General features: G+C 59.9%; 18 protein-coding genes. 6 read left to right on the plus strand and 12 right to left on the minus strand.

Annotation, left to right across the window (positions count from 1 at the left end):
• Positions 1–172: 172 nt before the first annotated feature.
• The 6 genes from hemA to BK667_RS17790 all read left to right on the plus strand — a co-directional run bounded on the left by hemA (position 173) and on the right by BK667_RS17790 (position 5,541).
• Positions 173–1,459, plus strand: a complete 1,287-nt coding sequence (gene hemA, locus BK667_RS17765; protein WP_123509192.1) for a glutamyl-tRNA reductase — start codon at positions 173–175, stop codon at positions 1,457–1,459.
• Complete coding sequence (prfA, locus tag BK667_RS17770) at positions 1,456–2,538, plus strand: peptide chain release factor 1 (protein ID WP_123509193.1); 1,083 nt, start codon at positions 1,456–1,458, stop codon at positions 2,536–2,538. The genes hemA and prfA overlap by 4 nt, the downstream gene beginning before the upstream one ends.
• Positions 2,539–3,369 (plus strand): peptide chain release factor N(5)-glutamine methyltransferase, encoded by an 831-nt coding sequence (gene prmC, locus BK667_RS17775; protein WP_123598427.1) that lies wholly within the window; start codon positions 2,539–2,541, stop codon positions 3,367–3,369. It begins immediately after the preceding gene.
• Complete coding sequence (locus BK667_RS17780) at positions 3,363–4,118, plus strand: molybdopterin-synthase adenylyltransferase MoeB (RefSeq protein WP_123598428.1); 756 nt, start codon at positions 3,363–3,365, stop codon at positions 4,116–4,118. Before prmC ends, BK667_RS17780 begins: the two co-directional genes overlap by 7 nt.
• Positions 4,111–4,902, plus strand: a complete 792-nt coding sequence (gene murI / locus BK667_RS17785) for a glutamate racemase (protein WP_123598429.1) — start codon at positions 4,111–4,113, stop codon at positions 4,900–4,902. The genes BK667_RS17780 and murI overlap by 8 nt, the downstream gene beginning before the upstream one ends.
• 120 nt (positions 4,903–5,022) lie before the next feature.
• Positions 5,023–5,541: an acyloxyacyl hydrolase gene (locus BK667_RS17790; protein ID WP_123598430.1), complete on the plus strand. Its 519-nt coding sequence runs from the start codon at positions 5,023–5,025 to the stop codon at positions 5,539–5,541.
• Positions 5,542–5,665: 124 nt separating this feature from the next.
• Here BK667_RS17790 and BK667_RS17800 read toward each other — a convergent pair whose 3' ends face one another.
• The 12 genes from BK667_RS17800 to BK667_RS17855 all read right to left on the minus strand — a co-directional run bounded on the left by BK667_RS17800 (position 5,666) and on the right by BK667_RS17855 (position 15,812).
• Positions 5,666–5,971, minus strand: coding sequence for a YkgJ family cysteine cluster protein (locus BK667_RS17800; protein ID WP_123509198.1), 306 nt, complete (start codon positions 5,969–5,971; stop codon positions 5,666–5,668).
• A 53-nt stretch (positions 5,972–6,024) separates the two neighbouring features.
• Positions 6,025–6,528 carry a DUF2878 domain-containing protein gene (locus tag BK667_RS17805; RefSeq protein WP_123509199.1) on the minus strand — a complete coding sequence of 168 codons (504 nt, stop codon included), beginning with the start codon at positions 6,526–6,528 and terminating at the stop codon, positions 6,025–6,027.
• The gene (locus BK667_RS17810) at positions 6,521–7,792 is read right to left on the minus strand and encodes an SAM-dependent methyltransferase (RefSeq protein ID WP_123598431.1); all 1,272 of its coding nucleotides are present in this window, start codon (positions 7,790–7,792) and stop codon (positions 6,521–6,523) included. Before BK667_RS17810 ends, BK667_RS17805 begins: the two co-directional genes overlap by 8 nt.
• On the minus strand, positions 7,779–8,594 hold the full coding sequence (locus BK667_RS17815; protein ID WP_123509201.1) for a DUF1365 domain-containing protein: 816 nt from the start codon (positions 8,592–8,594) through the stop codon (positions 7,779–7,781). The genes BK667_RS17810 and BK667_RS17815 overlap by 14 nt, the downstream gene beginning before the upstream one ends.
• Positions 8,591–9,838, minus strand: coding sequence for an NAD(P)/FAD-dependent oxidoreductase (locus BK667_RS17820; RefSeq protein ID WP_123598432.1), 1,248 nt, complete (start codon positions 9,836–9,838; stop codon positions 8,591–8,593). Before BK667_RS17820 ends, BK667_RS17815 begins: the two co-directional genes overlap by 4 nt.
• A complete protein-coding gene (locus BK667_RS17825) occupies positions 9,835–10,617 on the minus strand; it encodes an SDR family NAD(P)-dependent oxidoreductase (protein ID WP_123509203.1) in 783 nt (260 codons plus the stop codon). The genes BK667_RS17820 and BK667_RS17825 overlap by 4 nt, the downstream gene beginning before the upstream one ends.
• Positions 10,614–11,036 (minus strand): nuclear transport factor 2 family protein, encoded by a 423-nt coding sequence (locus tag BK667_RS17830; protein ID WP_123509204.1) that lies wholly within the window; start codon positions 11,034–11,036, stop codon positions 10,614–10,616. Before BK667_RS17830 ends, BK667_RS17825 begins: the two co-directional genes overlap by 4 nt.
• Complete coding sequence (gene phrB / locus BK667_RS17835; protein ID WP_123598481.1) at positions 11,029–12,474, minus strand: deoxyribodipyrimidine photo-lyase; 1,446 nt, start codon at positions 12,472–12,474, stop codon at positions 11,029–11,031. The genes BK667_RS17830 and phrB overlap by 8 nt, the downstream gene beginning before the upstream one ends.
• Positions 12,475–12,494: 20 nt before the next feature.
• The gene (locus tag BK667_RS17840; RefSeq protein WP_123598433.1) at positions 12,495–13,436 is read right to left on the minus strand and encodes a MerR family transcriptional regulator; all 942 of its coding nucleotides are present in this window, start codon (positions 13,434–13,436) and stop codon (positions 12,495–12,497) included.
• The gene (locus tag BK667_RS17845; RefSeq protein ID WP_123598434.1) at positions 13,437–14,396 is read right to left on the minus strand and encodes a YbgA family protein; all 960 of its coding nucleotides are present in this window, start codon (positions 14,394–14,396) and stop codon (positions 13,437–13,439) included.
• Between the two features lie 217 nt (positions 14,397–14,613).
• Positions 14,614–14,829 (minus strand): TIGR02450 family Trp-rich protein, encoded by a 216-nt coding sequence (locus tag BK667_RS17850; protein WP_123598435.1) that lies wholly within the window; start codon positions 14,827–14,829, stop codon positions 14,614–14,616.
• The gene (locus BK667_RS17855) at positions 14,826–15,812 is read right to left on the minus strand and encodes an NAD(P)/FAD-dependent oxidoreductase (protein WP_123598436.1); all 987 of its coding nucleotides are present in this window, start codon (positions 15,810–15,812) and stop codon (positions 14,826–14,828) included. The genes BK667_RS17850 and BK667_RS17855 overlap by 4 nt, the downstream gene beginning before the upstream one ends.
• Positions 15,813–15,967: the final 155 nt, after the last annotated feature.

Consider the following 15,967-nt stretch of genomic DNA (forward strand, 5'->3'; position numbering starts at 1 on the left):
GACGACTAACCTGCGGTCGGATCATCATGACACAAGCCTTCGGCCAAACATAACCGAGTCTCAATTGATGCCTTTATAGAGGCAAGTGATTGGGACAATAGTCAGCGGTAGTTGTTCTGTCTGTGTCGAAGTAGGACAATTGCCGGCTTCACGTCACCATCAGCGACCTTGAATGGCCTTCCTTGCACTCGGTATTAACCACAAGACTGCTTCAGTAGACGTCCGCGAGCGCGTGGCCTTTACCCCTGAGCAGCTGGTGGAGGCGTTGCAGCAGCTCTGCCGACTCACCGACAGCCGCGAAGCTGCGATCCTTTCCACCTGCAATCGCAGTGAGCTTTATATAGAGCAGGATCACCTTTCGGCGGACATCATCCTGCGCTGGCTGGCCGATTATCATCATTTGAGCCTCGATGAGCTGCGCGCGAGCAGTTATGTGCACGAAGATGATGCGGCAGTTCGTCACATGATGCGGGTCGCTTCCGGGCTCGATTCCCTGGTGTTGGGCGAACCGCAGATTCTCGGCCAGATGAAATCGGCCTACGCCGTGGCGCGGGAGGCCGGCACCATCGGTCCACTGCTCGGCAGGTTGTTCCAGGCCACGTTCAATGCGGCCAAGCAAGTGCGCACCGACACCGCCATCGGTGAAAACCCGGTATCCGTGGCGTTTGCCGCGGTCAGCCTGGCCAAACAGATTTTCAGCGACTTGCAACGCAGCCAGGCGTTGCTGATTGGCGCTGGCGAGACCATCACCCTGGTCGCCCGTCATCTGCATGAGTTGGGTGTGAAGCGTATTGTCGTCGCCAACCGAACCCTGGAGCGCGCAAGTATCCTGGCCGAACAGTTCGGCGCCCACGCGGTGCTGCTGTCGGACATCCCGGCCGAACTGGTGCGCAGCGACATCGTCATCAGCTCCACCGCCAGCCAGTTGCCGATCCTCGGTAAAGGCGCAGTGGAAAGTGCCCTGAAGCTGCGCAAGCATAAACCGATCTTCATGGTGGACATCGCCGTCCCTCGGGACATCGAGCCTGAAGTCGGCGAACTGGACGACGTTTACCTCTACAGCGTCGACGATCTCCACGAAGTGGTCGCCGAAAACCTCAAGAGCCGCCAAGGCGCAGCCCAGGCCGCAGAAGAGATGGTGGCGATCGGCGCCGATGACTTCATGGTGCGCCTGCGTGAACTGGCGGCGGTGGATGTGCTCAAGGCCTACCGTCAGCAAAGCGAGCGCATGCGTGACGAAGAATTGCTCAAGGCCCAGCGCATGCTGGCCAACGGCAGCAGCGCCGAAGACGTGTTGGTGCAACTGGCGCGCGGCCTGACTAACAAATTGCTGCACGCGCCTAGCGTGCAGTTGAAAAAGTTGACTGCCGAAGGCCGCCTCGATGCGCTGGCCATGGCCCAGGAACTCTTTGCCCTCAATGAGGGCTCGTCGGATAGCTCGGATAAAAAACCGCAATGAAAGCGTCACTGCTCAATAAGCTGGACATCCTCCAGGACCGTTTCGAGGAATTGACCGCTCTGCTTGGCGATGGCGAGGTCATTTCCGATCAGGCCAAATTTCGCGCCTATTCCAAGGAATACGCGGAAGTCGAACCGATTGTTGAAACCTATAAACAGCTGCTGAAAGTACAAGGCGACCTCGAAGGCGCCCAGGCACTGCTCAAGGACAGCGACCCGGACATGCGCGAAATGGCCGTGGAAGAAGTTCGCGAAGCCAAAGAGCAACTGATCGAAATCGAAGCCAGGCTGCAACGCATGTTGCTGCCCAAGGACCCGAACGACGGGCGCAACGTGTTCCTCGAAATCCGTGCTGGCACCGGCGGTGACGAGGCGGCGATTTTCTCCGGCGACCTGTTTCGCATGTATTCGCGCTACGCCGAGCGACGTGGCTGGCGGGTGGAGATTCTCTCGGAGAACATCGGCGAGCACGGCGGCTATAAAGAAGTCATCGCCCGGGTCGAAGGCGAGAATGTCTACGGCAAGCTGAAATTCGAATCCGGCGCGCACCGTGTGCAACGGGTGCCGGCGACTGAATCCCAGGGGCGCATCCACACCTCGGCGTGCACCGTGGCCGTGTTGCCCGAGCCGGACGAGCAGGAAGCGATCGAGATCAACCCGTCCGACTTGCGCATCGACACCTACAAGTCCTCCGGGGCCGGTGGACAGCACGTCAACAAGACCGACTCGGCGATCCGCATCACGCACTTGCCGTCGGGTATTGTCGTTGAGTGCCAGGAAGAACGTTCCCAGCACAAGAACCGCGCCCGGGCGATGTCCTGGCTGTCGGCCAAGCTCAACGACCAGCAGACCAGCGCCGCAGCCAATGCCATTGCCAGCGAGCGTAAACTGCTGGTGGGTTCGGGTGATCGCTCCGAGCGGATCCGTACTTACAACTTCGCCCAGGGCCGGGTCACCGACCACCGGGTCAACCTGACGCTGTATTCCCTCGACGAGATCCTCGCCGGTGGCGTGGAAGCAGTGATCGAGCCATTGTTGGCCGAGTTCCAGGCCGACCAATTGGCGGCGATAGGTGAATAAATGACGATCATTGCCAGTTTGTTACGTGCCGCCGATCTACCCGACTCGCCGACCGCGCGCCTGGATGCCGAGCTATTGCTGGCCCATGCGTTGGGCAAGAACCGCAGCTTCCTGCACACCTGGCCCGAGCGCATCGTGCCGAGCGAAGCGGCGCTGACCTTTGCCAGTTATTTGCAACGTCGTCGCGGCGGTGAGCCGGTGGCTTACATCCTCGGCCAGCAAGGTTTCTGGAAACTCGATCTGGAAGTCGCACCGCACACGCTGATCCCGCGCCCGGACACCGAGTTGCTGGTGGAAACCGCGCTGGAGTTATTGCCCGCGACACCGGCCACGGTCCTCGACCTCGGCACCGGCAGCGGCGCCATTGCGTTGGCCCTGGCCAGCGAGCGTCCGGCCTGGAAGGTCACGGCTGTGGATCGGGTGATCGAAGCCGTGGCCCTGGCTGAACGCAATCGCCAGCGCCTGCATTTGAACAACGCCACGGTGCTGAGTAGCCATTGGTTCAGCGCTTTGGAAGGTCAACGCTTTCAACTGATCATCAGCAACCCGCCGTACATTGCTTCGGCGGATCCGCATCTGGTGGAAGGTGACGTGCGTTTCGAGCCGGCCAGTGCGTTGGTGGCCGGCGTCGACGGGCTCGACGATCTGCGTTTGATCGTCGCCCAGGCGCCGGACTACCTCGAAGCCGGCGGCTGGCTGATGCTGGAACATGGCTATGATCAAGCCGACGCGGTGCGCGATTTGCTGCTGACCCGCGGTTTTGAAGAAGTCCACAGCCGCACCGATCTGGGCGGCCACGAACGCATCAGCCTGGGGCGCCTGCCGTGCTGAATGATCAGGAATTGTTGCGCTATAGCCGACAGATTCTGTTGCAACACGTCGACATCGACGGTCAATTGCGGCTGAAAGAAAGCCGTGTGCTGATCGTCGGGCTCGGCGGTCTTGGCTCGCCCGTCGCGCTTTATCTGGCGGCAGCCGGAGTCGGTGAACTGCATCTGGCAGACTTCGACACGGTGGACCTGACCAACCTGCAACGCCAGATCATTCACGACACCGACAGCGTCGGCGTGAGCAAGGTCGATTCGGCGATCCGCCGTTTGAGCGCGATCAACCCCGAGATTCAACTGGTCGCCCATCGTGCGGCGCTGGATGAAGATTCCCTGGCCGCAGCGGTTGCTGCGGTGGATCTGGTGCTCGACTGCTCCGACAATTTCTCTACTCGCGAGGCGGTTAACGCTGCATGCGTGGCTGCGCGCAAACCCTTGGTCAGCGGCGCGGCGATTCGCCTGGAAGGGCAGTTGTCGGTGTTTGATCCGCGACGTGCTGAAAGTCCGTGTTACCACTGTTTATACGGGCACGGCAGCGAAGCCGAATTGACTTGCAGCGAAGCCGGGGTGATTGGCCCGCTGGTGGGCCTGGTCGGCAGCCTGCAAGCCCTCGAAGCGCTGAAGTTGCTGGCCGGTTTCGGCGAGCCATTGGTGGGGCGCTTGTTGTTGATCGATGCCTTGGGCACGCGCTTCCGCGAATTGCGGGTCAAACGTGATCCGGGTTGCAGCGTCTGTGGTACTGCCCATGCGTGAAGCGCCGATTGGCGTGTTCGACTCCGGCGTCGGTGGGCTTTCGGTGCTGGCTGAGATCCAGCGTTTGCTGCCCAACGAGTCGCTGTTGTACGTCGCCGATTGCGGGAATATTCCCTACGGCGAGAAAACCCCGGCATTCATCCAGCAACGTTGCAGCGTCATCGCCGATTTTTTTCAGCAGCAGGGCGCCAAGGCGCTGGTGCTGGCCTGTAACACCGCGACCGTGGCCGGCGTTGCCAATCTGCGCCGCGATTATCCCGAGTGGCCCATCGTCGGCATGGAGCCGGCCGTCAAACCGGCCGCCGCTGCCACCCGCAGTGGCGTGGTCGGCGTACTCGCCACCACCGGCACCTTGCAGAGCGCGAAGTTTGCCGCGCTGCTCGATCGCTTTGCCACGGATGTGCGGGTGATCACCCAACCTTGCCCAGGGTTGGTGGAGCTGATTGAGAGCGGCGATCTGCACAGTCAGAGCCTGCGTCAATTGCTTCAGGGCTATGTCGAGCCGCTGCTGGCCGCAGGCTGCGACACGATAATTCTCGGCTGCACGCATTATCCCTTTCTAAAGCCGTTGCTAAAGCAGATGATCCCAGAGGACATCAGCTTGATCGACACGGGTGCCGCCGTGGCGCGGCAACTGCAACGCCTGTTGGCCGAGCGTGAGTTACTCGCCGAGGGCCCCGTTCGTGCCGCGCAGTTCTGGACGAGTGCCGAACCGGAACATTTCAGAAATATCCTGCCGGTATTGTGGAATTCGGCTGGCATTGTGCAAAGCTTCAAGTACTAGAAAAAAAGCCGGGGCAAGCGAGTAATTGGGGTGAACTTCTGATTAACCGTCGACTTCTATAGCTGTGTTTGCAAGCTACAAAAAAAACCACACGAAATCGTTCGGAAAAGGGTGTTTCTGATGAAGCGACTATTCTGTTTGGCCGCGATTGCGACCGCATTGATGGGGCAAAGTTTGACCGCACAAGCGGCTGGCGTGGAGTTCGGGGTCGGTCAGACCAGCGACTCGACCATGACCTACCGGTTGGGTATGCAATTCGATTGGGACAAGAGCTGGCTGCAAAGTGATGTCGGTCGTCTGACCGGTTACTGGAGTGGCGCCTACACCTATTGGGAGGGCGACAAGACTTCGGGCACTAGCAGCCTGTCGTTCTCTCCCGTGTTTGTTTACGAGTTTGCCGGGCAAAACGTCAAACCGTATCTCGAGGCGGGGATCGGTGTTGCGGTGTTCTCCAATACCAAACTGGAAGACAACCACATCGGGCAGGCCTTCCAGTTCGAAGACCGCTTCGGCTTCGGCCTGCGCTTCGCCGGTGGGCATGAAGTCGGGATTCGTGCGACGCACTATTCCAACGCCGGCCTGAGCAGTAGCAACGACGGTGTGGAAAGCTATTCGCTGCACTACACGATGCCGTTGTAAGCAATCGACCGATTGGCACCGAACCCTGTGGGAGCGGGCTTGCTCGCGAAGGCGGACTGACAGTCAACTTAGATGTTGAATGTTAAATCGCTTTCGCGAGCAAGCCCGCTCCCACATTGGAGATTCAGCGGTAAACCGACACAATCCCCTGCCGCTCTTCAATGCATTCCGGCGAGCCCGTCTCGAACTCCCGGCAGATCAGCGGGCGTTTTTCGTAGATGGTGCACATCATCGTGTTGCGATCCAGCGCCGCACACCAGCCGTCATCCAGCCGCAACATCACTTCCCCGCCCCAGTCATCGGTATCGATAAAACGCTCAGGCACACCCGTTTCCGTGATCAACATGACTTCGAGCTGACAGCAGCAGGCTGAGCAGGTCGAGCACGTGACCACCGGATCGGTGATTTGCGTATGGGGGATGGTTTTCATGGGGCGCAGTGTAAGGCAGTGGACCGTTGCTGTGTGAAAGGCCTGACGGACGCTCAGTCGTGGTGATCCGCCGCCAACTGCCGGGCCATGAAATGCAGCGTAGGAAATAGCATCGCCCAGAGCAGTCCGATGCCCACCAGCGTGGGCACCTGTCCGTAGGGAAATTGCACCCCCGCCAGTTGGCTGCCCGCGTAATACGACAGCGGCCCTCCGACGGCGCCCAACAGGCTGGCCAGCCACCAAGGGTTGGCGCTCCACCTCAGGCAGTGACGCAACGTGGTCGCCAACAGTGCCCACAACAGCATCAGCCACAGCGGAATCAACGGCGCAACGTCGGTGAAGTCGAACACCCCCAGCCAGCGTAATGAACTGTCGACGGCGGTACCCAGCAACACCACGCTGAGGATCAATCGGCCTTCATCGACCCAGCGACTTATCCACAGCAGATGAATCACCAGCGCCGCCAGGGCCACCAACAGCCATAGACTGTTGCCGCCCACGACGCAGGCGAACCAGCCGAGTTGGAACAATGCAGCGTTGGCCAGGCGTTCAAGCATCGAAACGGCCGAGCAGGGGCGCTGGCATTGCCGCCGGTTTGGCCAGCAGCAATTGCGCGGTGCCGATGGTGCGCTCCAGGAAGCCACCTTCGCAGTAGCACAGGTAAAACTCCCACAGCCGCAGGAAATAATCGTCGTAGCCCAATTCGCTCAAGCGACCGTGGGCACGGCGAAAATTCTCATGCCACAGGCGCAGGGTGCGGGCGTAATGCAGGCCGAAATCTTCCATGTGCAGCAGGTTCATGTCGGTGTCGCGGCTGACGATCTCCAGCATTTTCTGCACACAGGGCAGGGCACCGCCGGGGAAGATGTAGCGCTGGATGAAATCAACACTGGTTTTGGCCTGTTCGTAGCGCTGCTCGCGGATGGTGATCGCCTGCAACAGCATCAAGCCGTTGCTCTTGAGCAAGTGCGCGCATTGCTTGAAGTAGGTTGGCAGGAAGCGATGGCCAACCGCTTCGATCATCTCGATCGACACCAATTTGTCGTACTGCCCGGTGAGGTCGCGGTAGTCCGAGAGCAACAAGGTGACCCGGTCTTGCAAACCCAGGGCTTCGATTCGCCGGGCGGTGAAGGCGTATTGTTCTTTGGACAGCGTGGTGGTGGTGACTTTGCAGCCGTAATGCTGCGCGGCGTAGATCGCCATGCTGCCCCAACCGGTGCCGATTTCCAGCAGGTGATCGGCGGGTTGCAGGTCGAGCTTCTGGCAGATTCGTTCCAGCTTGTTCAACTGCGCCTGTTCCAGGGTGTCGTCGGGGCTGAGGAATTGCGCCGCCGAATACATCATGGTCGGGTCGAGAAACTGTTCGAACAGGTCATTGCCCAGGTCGTAGTGAGCGGCGATGTTTTTCTGCGAGCCCTTGCGCGTATTGCGGTTGAGCCAGTGCAGCCCTTGCACGAACGGCCGGCCAAGTTTGGCCAGGCCACCTTCCAGCGCATCCAGTACTTCCAGGTTGCTGACGAAGACCCGGACCACCGCCGTCAGGTCCGGCGAGGTCCAATAACCGTGGATAAACGCTTCGCCCGCGCCGATTGAGCCGTTGCTCGCCACCAATCCCCAGACCGACGCATCGAGGATCTGAATCTCCCCGATCAGATGATCGCCGGGCGTGCCGAAAACATGCCGTTCACCGTCCTCGATCACCACCAGTTGCCCGTGCTTGAGGTGCGCCAGTTGGCGCAAAACACCCCGGCGCAGCAGCGAGCCGGACAAGCCGTTGGTGCTGAGCAGATTGGCTTTGGCCGAAACGCTAGGGGATTTCATGGCGGCGATCCTGTGGGGCGACGATGGCGGTTTGAAAGCTGCCATCGGCAGCCCGGTGAGCAAAAATCGGGGCGCGCTTGAGCAGCAGGCGCAGGGCCTGCCAATAGATCGCCAGACAGGTTTTCGCAGTCATCCACGGGAAGCGCCGCAAGTAACGGTGCAAACTTGCGCGGTCCAGCGTGACCCGTTGCAGGTTGAGCGTGGCGTCGAACAGTTTCAGCTCGCCCTGCCAGTCGGCCATGTGCACGCCGAGCTTTTGCGCGGCGGGGCTGAAGCTCATGCGGTATTCGAGATCGGGCGGCAGAAACGGCGAGACATGAAAGGCCTTGGCCACGGCGAAATGCTGATGGAAATCGCCCAAGTGTTCCGGCGCCTTGGCCGGCAATACATAGTGATAACGCTCGTGCCACGGGGTGTTGGTGACTTCGCAGAGGATCGCCGCCAGTTGGCCGTCGGCTTCGTGGCAATAGAAAAAACTCACCGGGTTGAACGACAGGCCCCAACTGCGGGCCTGGGTCAGCAGGCAAATCGAGCCCTGGGGCTCATGGCCGATGGCTTGGCCGACTTGTCGCCGTACGGCATCGATCAGTCGCACGCCAGTGCCGGTAAACGCTTTCAGATAGTCGCGCTCGCGAAACGAGAACGGGGCAAAACGGCTACGCCCCGACAGCGGCGACAAACCCAGCACCGCATCCTGTTCGTCGAGATCGAGGTACAGCAGGCCGATCCGGTAACGGAATTCATGACGCCTGGGCGCAAACCGCCGATGGGCGATCCAGCCGCTGTAGAGGGCGCTGTTCACAGCACTTCACCCAGCGACCGGGCCACGCGCAAGGCACTGACGACCCCGTCTTCGTGAAAGCCGCTGGCCCAATAGGCGCCGCAATAATAAGTGTGCAGCGCGCCATCCAGTTCTTCCCAGCGTTGCTGCGCAGCCACTGCCTTCAGGCTGTATTGCGGATGGGCATAGGTGTATTTGGCTAGCACCTTGAACGGGTTGATGCCGGCGCCCTGGTTGAGGCTGACGCAGAACGTGGTGTCGCTCTGGATGCCTTGCAGGATATTCATGTTGTAGGTGACGGCGGCCCGCGTGTGCCCGGCGCCACCGAGGCGAAAATTCCAGCTCGCCCAAGCGAGTGTTCGCTCAGGCAGCAGGCGGGTATCGGTGTGCAAAACCACTTCGTTGTCGGCGTAGGGCAGGGCGCCGAGGATCGACTGCTCGGCAGCGCTTGGCTCGGCCAGCAGTTTCAGGGCCTGATCGCTGTGGCAGGCGAATACCACTTTGTCGAAACGCTCGCTGCCGGCGGGGCTGTGGATAACCACACCCTGGGAATCGCGTTCGACGCGGGTAACCGGACAGTTGAGGCGAATCTTCTCTTTAAAAGAAGCGGTCAGTGGCGCGATGTAAGCGCTGGACCCACCCTCGATCACACACCATTGCGGACGATTGCTGATGGACAACAAACCGTGATTCTTGAAAAACCTGAGGAAGAACTGCATCGGGAAACCGAGCATGTCAGCCATGGACATCGACCAGATCGCCGCGCCCATCGGCACGATGTAATGCAGGACGAAACGCTCGCCATAGCCGCCAGCCTTCAGGTACTGATCGAGGGTGGTGTCGGCGCCGATCCGTTGTTCCTCAAGATCGCGCAGGGCTTCTTTGTTGAACCGCTGGATGTCGCGCAACATGCCCCAGAACCCTGGTGACAGCAGGTTGCGACGCTGGGCAAACAGGCTGTTGAGGTTGTTGCCGTTGTACTCGAGGCCTGAGTCCGGGTCGGTGACCGAGAAGCTCATCTCGGTAGGTTTGAACCCCACGCCGAGCTGGCCCAGCAAACGTATGAAATTCGGGTAGGTCCAGTCGTTGAACACGATGAAGCCGGAGTCCACCGCATACTGTTGATCATCGACGGTCACCTCCAGCGTGTGGGTGTGGCCGCCGACCCAGTTGCCGGCTTCGAACAGGGTGATCTCGTGGCTGCGATTCAGCAGGTAGGCGCTGGTCAGGCCCGAGATACCGCTGCCGATAATGGCGATGTTCACGGCTGATCCTTGATCGGCGGATGGCTGCGAACCATGCGTTTGCCGATCGCCAGTTTCACCCGGTTAGGTAATTTCGACAGCGGCCAGAGCGCCGCCATGAACAGGGCCGGGAAGGCAATTTCCAGTGGCCGGTTTTTGAGTTTGGCGAAGATGTGCCGCGCGGCTTTATCCACAGGCCAACTGAGCGGCATCGGGAAATCGTTTTTCGCCGTCAACGGTGTTTCGACAAACCCGGGGCTGACCACGGTGACTTCAATGCCTTCGGGCGCCAGGTCGATGCGCAACGATTCAAACAAGTAGCGCAACCCGGCCTTCGAGGCGCCATAGGCTTCGGCCCGGGGCAGCGGCAAGTACGTCACCGAACTGGCGACCCCCACCAGGTGCGGCGCGGTACCCTCGCGCAGCAACGGCAGGGCGGCTTCGATGCAATAGCTGCTGGCCAACAGATTGGTGCGCACCACGTGCTCGATGATCGATGCATCGAACTGCTTGGCATCGACGTATTCGCAGGTGCCAGCGTTGAGGATCACCGTGTCCAGCGAGCCCCAATCCTCGGCGATCCGCTCGCCGATTTCACGCACGGTCTGACTGTTGGTCAGGTCCCCGGCGACCACCATCACTTGCCCCGGATAACGCTGGGACAGGATTTTGAGGGGCACCAGCGAGCGCGAACTGACGGCCAGATGCGCACCGGTTTTCAAGATTTCTTCGGCCAGCGCGGCGCCAATGCCGCTGCTCGCCCCCGTCAGCCAGTACCGCCGTGGAGGTGTAAGGCTCATCCCAGTCTCCTTTTCAGCCAGGCGATCGCCCGGCCCAATACGGGTAGATGTTCATAAATCAGTGCCCCGGCATCGAAATAATCCCGGTGGCGATAAACCTTGTCGCGCCAAAGCAAGTGCGAACAACCGTCGACCCTAATCAATCGGCCGCCGGCCAAACGCGGATGGCGGTAGCTCATGATCCAGCGTAGATAACCTTCGCCTTCGCTGATCTGGTCGAAGCCATGAAAATCGAAATGCACTTCGCTGACGTTGGCGTAGAGCTCGGTGAAGTAGCTGCGCATCTGCACCAGGCCCTTTACTTCGTGCAGTGGATCGGTGAACTGCACATCGTGGGTATAGAGCTGATTGAGATGTTGCAGGTTGTCCTTGTTCAGGTCCGCAAACTGCTGGGCAAAACGCCGCAGGAACTCACTCATAGCCACCTCCGGCGTTTTGTCGCGATGGGAGGTTTTTAAAGGCTGCCAGGGCGCGCTCGCGAGACTTGCTCAGATTGACGATTGGCGACGGATAATCTGTAACGCCGAACAATCCGCTGAGGTTGGCGGGGTTGTGCACTTCTTTTTTATTCAGCCCGGCCAGTTCCGGCAGCCAGTGCTTGATAAACACCCCTTCGGCGTCGAATTTTTCCGACTGGCTCAGCGGGTTGAAAATGCGGAAGTAGGGCGCCGAGTCGGTGCCGGTGGAGGAGCTCCACTGCCAGCCGCCGTTATTCGCGGCTAGATCGCCGTCGATCAGGTGACGCATGAAAAAGCGCTCGCCTTCACGCCAGTCGATCAGCAGATTCTTGGTCAGGAACATCGCCACCACCATGCGCAGGCGGTTGTGCATCCAGCCGGTTTCCAACAGTTGGCGCATCGCCGCGTCGATGATCGGCAGGCCGGTGCGGGCTTCTTGCCACGCGGCGAGTTCATCCGGCGCATCGCGCCAGGCCAGGGCTTCGGTTTCCGGGCGAAAGGCGCGATGGCGGGAAACCCTTGGGTAGCCCACCAGGATGTGTTTGTAGAACTCGCGCCACAGCAATTCGTTGATCCAGGTGACGGCGCCCACCTTGCCGCTGTCGAACTCGCCCTGATTGCTTTGCAGTGCGGCGTGTAAACACTGGCGTGGGGAAATCACCCCGGCCGCCAGGTAGGCCGAAAGCTGACTGGTGCCAGGCTTGGCCGGGTAGTCGCGCTCGCTCTGGTAGTAATCGATTTGCGCATCGGCAAAGGTATCGAGACGGCGCCGGGCTTCGGCTTCACCGGCAGGCCAGAGGGCGCGCAGGCTGTCACTGGGGGTTTCGAAACCGTCGACACGGGAAGGGATTTCATCGCTGTCGATGTGCAACGGCGCTTGAACGCCTGGGGCGACCACCCGACTTGGCAGTGAGCGGCGCAAACGGTCGTAGCAGACTTTGCGGAACTGGCTGAACACCTGGAAGTACGTGCCGGTCTTGGTCAGCACGGTGCCCGGCGAGAACAACAGTTGATCGAGGTAACTGTGAAAGTCGATGCCCTCGGCCTTCAACGCTTGGGCCACTGCTGCGTCACGGCGACTTTCATGGATGCCGTATTCCTCGTTGACGTGCACGGCGTCGATCTTCAGCTGGCGACACAGATCCAGCACAACCTTCGGCGCTGCGTCCCAGCGCGACGCTGTGCGAATCAGCAGGGGAATGTTGAGCTTACCCAGCGCCAGGCTTAATTCGCCCAGGTTGCGCAGCCAGAAATCCACTTTGCACGGCGCGTCGTCATGTTCCAGCCATTGCTCCGGGCTCAACAGATACACCGCCACGCTCGGGCCTCGGGCAGCGGCGGCCGAGAGGGCGGTGTTGTCCTGTAGGCGCAAGTCGCTGCGCAACCAGATCAATTGCATGGTGGTTCCCGTGTTCGACATTAAATTAGCCCACGCTGAACAAGATCCTGATGGGCCGCCAAGGGATCTTCGGCCAGGAACAAATCAGCGATTTCAGTGGTTTTTACGGACAACTCGGCGTGGTGGATGCATACCGTTGGTCCGACAATCATTTTTGGGCAACTGACGCCATTCAAAAGTTTCGGCAACTGCGCAAGGTTCATGGCTTTGCTGGAATACAGCAGTACGCCGCGGGCTTGCAGGTGTTCGACCGCCAGCGCGAGTTCCCCGGCCGGCAGTGGCCAATCGAAAACTTCCACCGGGCAATCGGTGCTGCTGATCAGCCAAGCGGTGATCCACAGGTGAGGTTCCAAGGGCAAATCCGAGTGGTTGATCAACAGCAGCGGTGCGGCACGTAATTGCCGATTGTTATGGTAGATGCGCGCGCCAAATTTGCTGCGTAACCACGAATAAAAGAACACGCGCTCCATCTGCGCGCCGAACTGGCCTTGCCAGCGTTGTTCCAGTTCGGTCAATAACGGCATCAGCAGTTGTTCGCACAAGGTCCGTGGCGGATACAGCGCCATGGCTTGATTGACGCTGTCATCAAGAGCGCGTTCGGCCAGTTGAGTGACGGCTTGCAGCAGTGTGTTACGCAGTAATTGCCAGTCGTTTTCGACGGACTCGGTAAAAGCTTGCGGGGTGTCGAGCAGTTGCTTGACCTGGCTGACGGCAACACCCCGATTGAGCCAGGTGAGAATCGTCAGAATTCGTTGCACGTGTTCAGCCGAAAACAACCGATGCCCCTTGGGCGTGCGTTGCGGCACGATCAGGCCATAGCGCCGTTCCCAGGCGCGCAGGGTGATGGCGTTGACCCCGGTCTGGCGCGCGACTTCACGAATCGGCAGCCAGCCTTCGTCCAGGGCTTTCTTGAAGTCGGCGCCGAGGTCTTCGCTGGCACTGGTGTCGGGTGTGCTGTTCATTTAGATCGCATTTCGCAGGCTGAGGTTTTCCGGGTGCGGTTGCAGGTAAACCTGTTGCGCGATGTACGGATCCGGGTGTTGGCGCAAGTAATGCTTGAGCAGCGTCAACGGCACCACCAGCGGCACGATGCCGTGGCGGTATTGGCCGATGACGCGTTGCATTTCCTGTTTATCTTCAGCGCTGATGGCTTGCTTGAGGTAACCACTGATGTGCTGCAGGACATTGGTGTGGGTGCGGCGGGTGGCGCATTTTTTCAGCGCCTCCATCAGCTCACTGAAATAGCGCGGGCCGAGTTCAGCAGGGTCGGTCTGGCCCATGTTGCCCAGCAGGTTGCCCAGGGTTTTGTATTGCACCGGGTTGTGGGCCATCAGCAGGTATTTGTAGCGCGAGTGAAAATCCATGAGGCCACGACGGCTCAGGCCTTCCTGTAGCAATTGTTGCCAGGCGCTGTAGGCGAATACCCGCGTGAGGAAGTTTTCTCGCAACACCGGGTCATTGAGGCGACCGTCTTCTTCCACCGGCAAGTCCGGGTGTTGTTCGCAGAAAGCCTGGGCATAGATACCGCGCCCACCGCCATCCACCGGGGCGCCGTTGACGTGGTAGACCTTGACCCGCAACAGCCCGCAGGACGGCGATTTCTGCATGAAGATATAACCGCAGATATCGCGCAGTTCCGCGGCCATTTTCTGACCGTACTCGGCGAGCGGTTGGGTGACGTTGATGTCGCGGTTGACCGTGCCGACGGCTTCGGGATGCTCGGCATCGCCCACCAGGCGAATCGGTTCGCGAGGAATGCCGAGACCGATAGCAACTTCCGGGCACACCGGGACGAAATCGAAATAGTCAGTGAGAGTGCGACTGCACAGCCGCGATTCCTTGTGCCCGCCATTGAAGCGCACTTCGGCACCCATCAGGCAGGCGCTGATCGCGATTTTCGGTTTGGCGGGGGCGATGGGCATTGGAGCACCTCGAATCTAAACCTGTACAGAGTGTTGGATCTGTACAACATAATCTTCATCATAGATTCGAAGCTGTACAAGTCAAATTATTTGTATAGGTTTTTGTCGAGGCGCTAGAGAGCCCTGTGGGAGCGAGCTTGCTCGCGATTGCAATCTGACTGACATGCAGATGTTGAATGTAGAACCGCTATCGCGAGCAAGCTCGCTCCCACAGGGTTTACTTCCAGCCCATCAACCAAGTGCTGTCGTTCTGCAAGACCTGCCAATCGAGCCGCTCACTACGCTTCGTCAACACCGCCTGCAATTCAACTTCCAGCACCGTGCCGTCCTCATCCCGGAACAATTCGGTCACCAGAAAATGTTTTTCGCGGTTTTGCGGTTGGGCTGCTGTCCATTTCGACAGCAGCAATTTACCCGGATTGATACGGTTCACTGCAGGTGCGCGTGCAAGCGGCGGGCGGCTTCCTGGCCGCTGAGCCAGGCGCCTTCGACACGACCGGACAGACACCAGTCGCCGCACACATAAAGGCCCAGGTCAGCATCGGCCAACACGCCCCATTCATGACTACTGGCGGGGCGGGCATAGAGCCAGCGGTGGGCGAGGCTGAACGTCGGTGCGGGCATCGCGCTGTGCAACAGCTCGGCGAAAGCACCGTGTAATTGCTCGATCACGGCTTCCTTGGACAGATCGATATGTTGCCGGCTCCAGGTGCTGGTGGCGTGCAAGACCCACGTGTCCAACGTGTTGTCGCGTCCGGGTTTGCTGCGGTTGCGGGCCAGCCAGTCGAGCGGACTGTCCTGCACGAAGCAGCCTTCCATGGGCGTATCCAGCGGTGTGTCGAAGGCCAGGGCGATCGCCCAGGTCGGGTCCATTTTGACTCCGGCAGCGGCGCCCGCGAGTTTCGGAGCGGAGGCCAGCAGCGCGGTCGCCTGAGGCGCCGGCGTGGCAATGACCACATGGCTGAACGGGCCGTGAGTGAAGCCTTCGGCGTCCTGCAGATGCCAGTGTTCTTCACCCCGATAGACCTCGGTGATCCGGCAGGCAAAATGCACTTCCAGGTCCCCGAGCAGCGCGCGGGTAATGGCGCTCATGCGCGGCGTGCCGACCCAACGGGTTTGCTCATCCGGCGACAGGTTGAGCTGGCCGCCCTGGAACGTATAGAGCAGCGGCGTCCATTCGGCGACCCAGCCATTGGCTTGCCAACGCTGCACTTCGGTGACGAAGCGCCGGTCACGTGCCGTGAAATACTGCGCTCCCATGTCCAGAGCACCGGCGTCACTGCGCTTGCTCGACATGCGTCCGCCGCTGCCACGGCTTTTATCGAAAAGTTGAACAACATGCCCGGCCTCCGTCAGGGCCTGGGCGGCTGAGAGTCCGGCGATGCCGGTGCCGATGATTGCGATAGGTACAGTCATAGGGGCCTCGTTTACCTTTCTGTACAGACTACGCCGTGGATTAAACCTGTACAATATTGTTTTTTGGTATAACTTTTAGCGTTCTCGTTCTGACAGCTTGGCCTATTGTTAAACACAGACCCTGCCCGATACCAAAGATCCCTGCTTATAAAAAT

The sequence above is a fragment of the Pseudomonas frederiksbergensis genome, assembly GCF_003732705.1.
GTDB lineage: Bacteria > Pseudomonadota > Gammaproteobacteria > Pseudomonadales > Pseudomonadaceae > Aquipseudomonas > Aquipseudomonas frederiksbergensis_F.

What these genes read in the sequence shown, in the direction of transcription:
- hemA (WP_123509192.1), top strand. Translation starts at nt 173, where the DNA reads ATGGCCTTCCTTGCACTCGGTATTAACCACAAGACTGCTTCAGTAGAC.
- prfA (WP_123509193.1), top strand. Translation starts at nt 1,456, where the DNA reads ATGAAAGCGTCACTGCTCAATAAGCTGGACATCCTCCAGGACCGTTTC.
- prmC (WP_123598427.1), top strand. Translation starts at nt 2,539, where the DNA reads ATGACGATCATTGCCAGTTTGTTACGTGCCGCCGATCTACCCGACTCG.
- murI (WP_123598429.1), top strand. Translation starts at nt 4,111, where the DNA reads ATGCGTGAAGCGCCGATTGGCGTGTTCGACTCCGGCGTCGGTGGGCTT.
- BK667_RS17790 (WP_123598430.1), top strand. Translation starts at nt 5,023, where the DNA reads ATGAAGCGACTATTCTGTTTGGCCGCGATTGCGACCGCATTGATGGGG.
- BK667_RS17800 (WP_123509198.1), bottom strand. Translation starts at nt 5,971, where the DNA reads ATGAAAACCATCCCCCATACGCAAATCACCGATCCGGTGGTCACGTGC.
- BK667_RS17805 (WP_123509199.1), bottom strand. Translation starts at nt 6,528, where the DNA reads ATGCTTGAACGCCTGGCCAACGCTGCATTGTTCCAACTCGGCTGGTTC.
- BK667_RS17810 (WP_123598431.1), bottom strand. Translation starts at nt 7,792, where the DNA reads ATGAAATCCCCTAGCGTTTCGGCCAAAGCCAATCTGCTCAGCACCAAC.
- BK667_RS17825 (WP_123509203.1), bottom strand. Translation starts at nt 10,617, where the DNA reads ATGAGCCTTACACCTCCACGGCGGTACTGGCTGACGGGGGCGAGCAGC.
- BK667_RS17830 (WP_123509204.1), bottom strand. Translation starts at nt 11,036, where the DNA reads ATGAGTGAGTTCCTGCGGCGTTTTGCCCAGCAGTTTGCGGACCTGAAC.
- phrB (WP_123598481.1), bottom strand. Translation starts at nt 12,474, where the DNA reads ATGCAATTGATCTGGTTGCGCAGCGACTTGCGCCTACAGGACAACACC.
- BK667_RS17840 (WP_123598433.1), bottom strand. Translation starts at nt 13,436, where the DNA reads ATGAACAGCACACCCGACACCAGTGCCAGCGAAGACCTCGGCGCCGAC.
- BK667_RS17845 (WP_123598434.1), bottom strand. Translation starts at nt 14,396, where the DNA reads ATGCCCATCGCCCCCGCCAAACCGAAAATCGCGATCAGCGCCTGCCTG.
- BK667_RS17855 (WP_123598436.1), bottom strand. Translation starts at nt 15,812, where the DNA reads ATGACTGTACCTATCGCAATCATCGGCACCGGCATCGCCGGACTCTCA.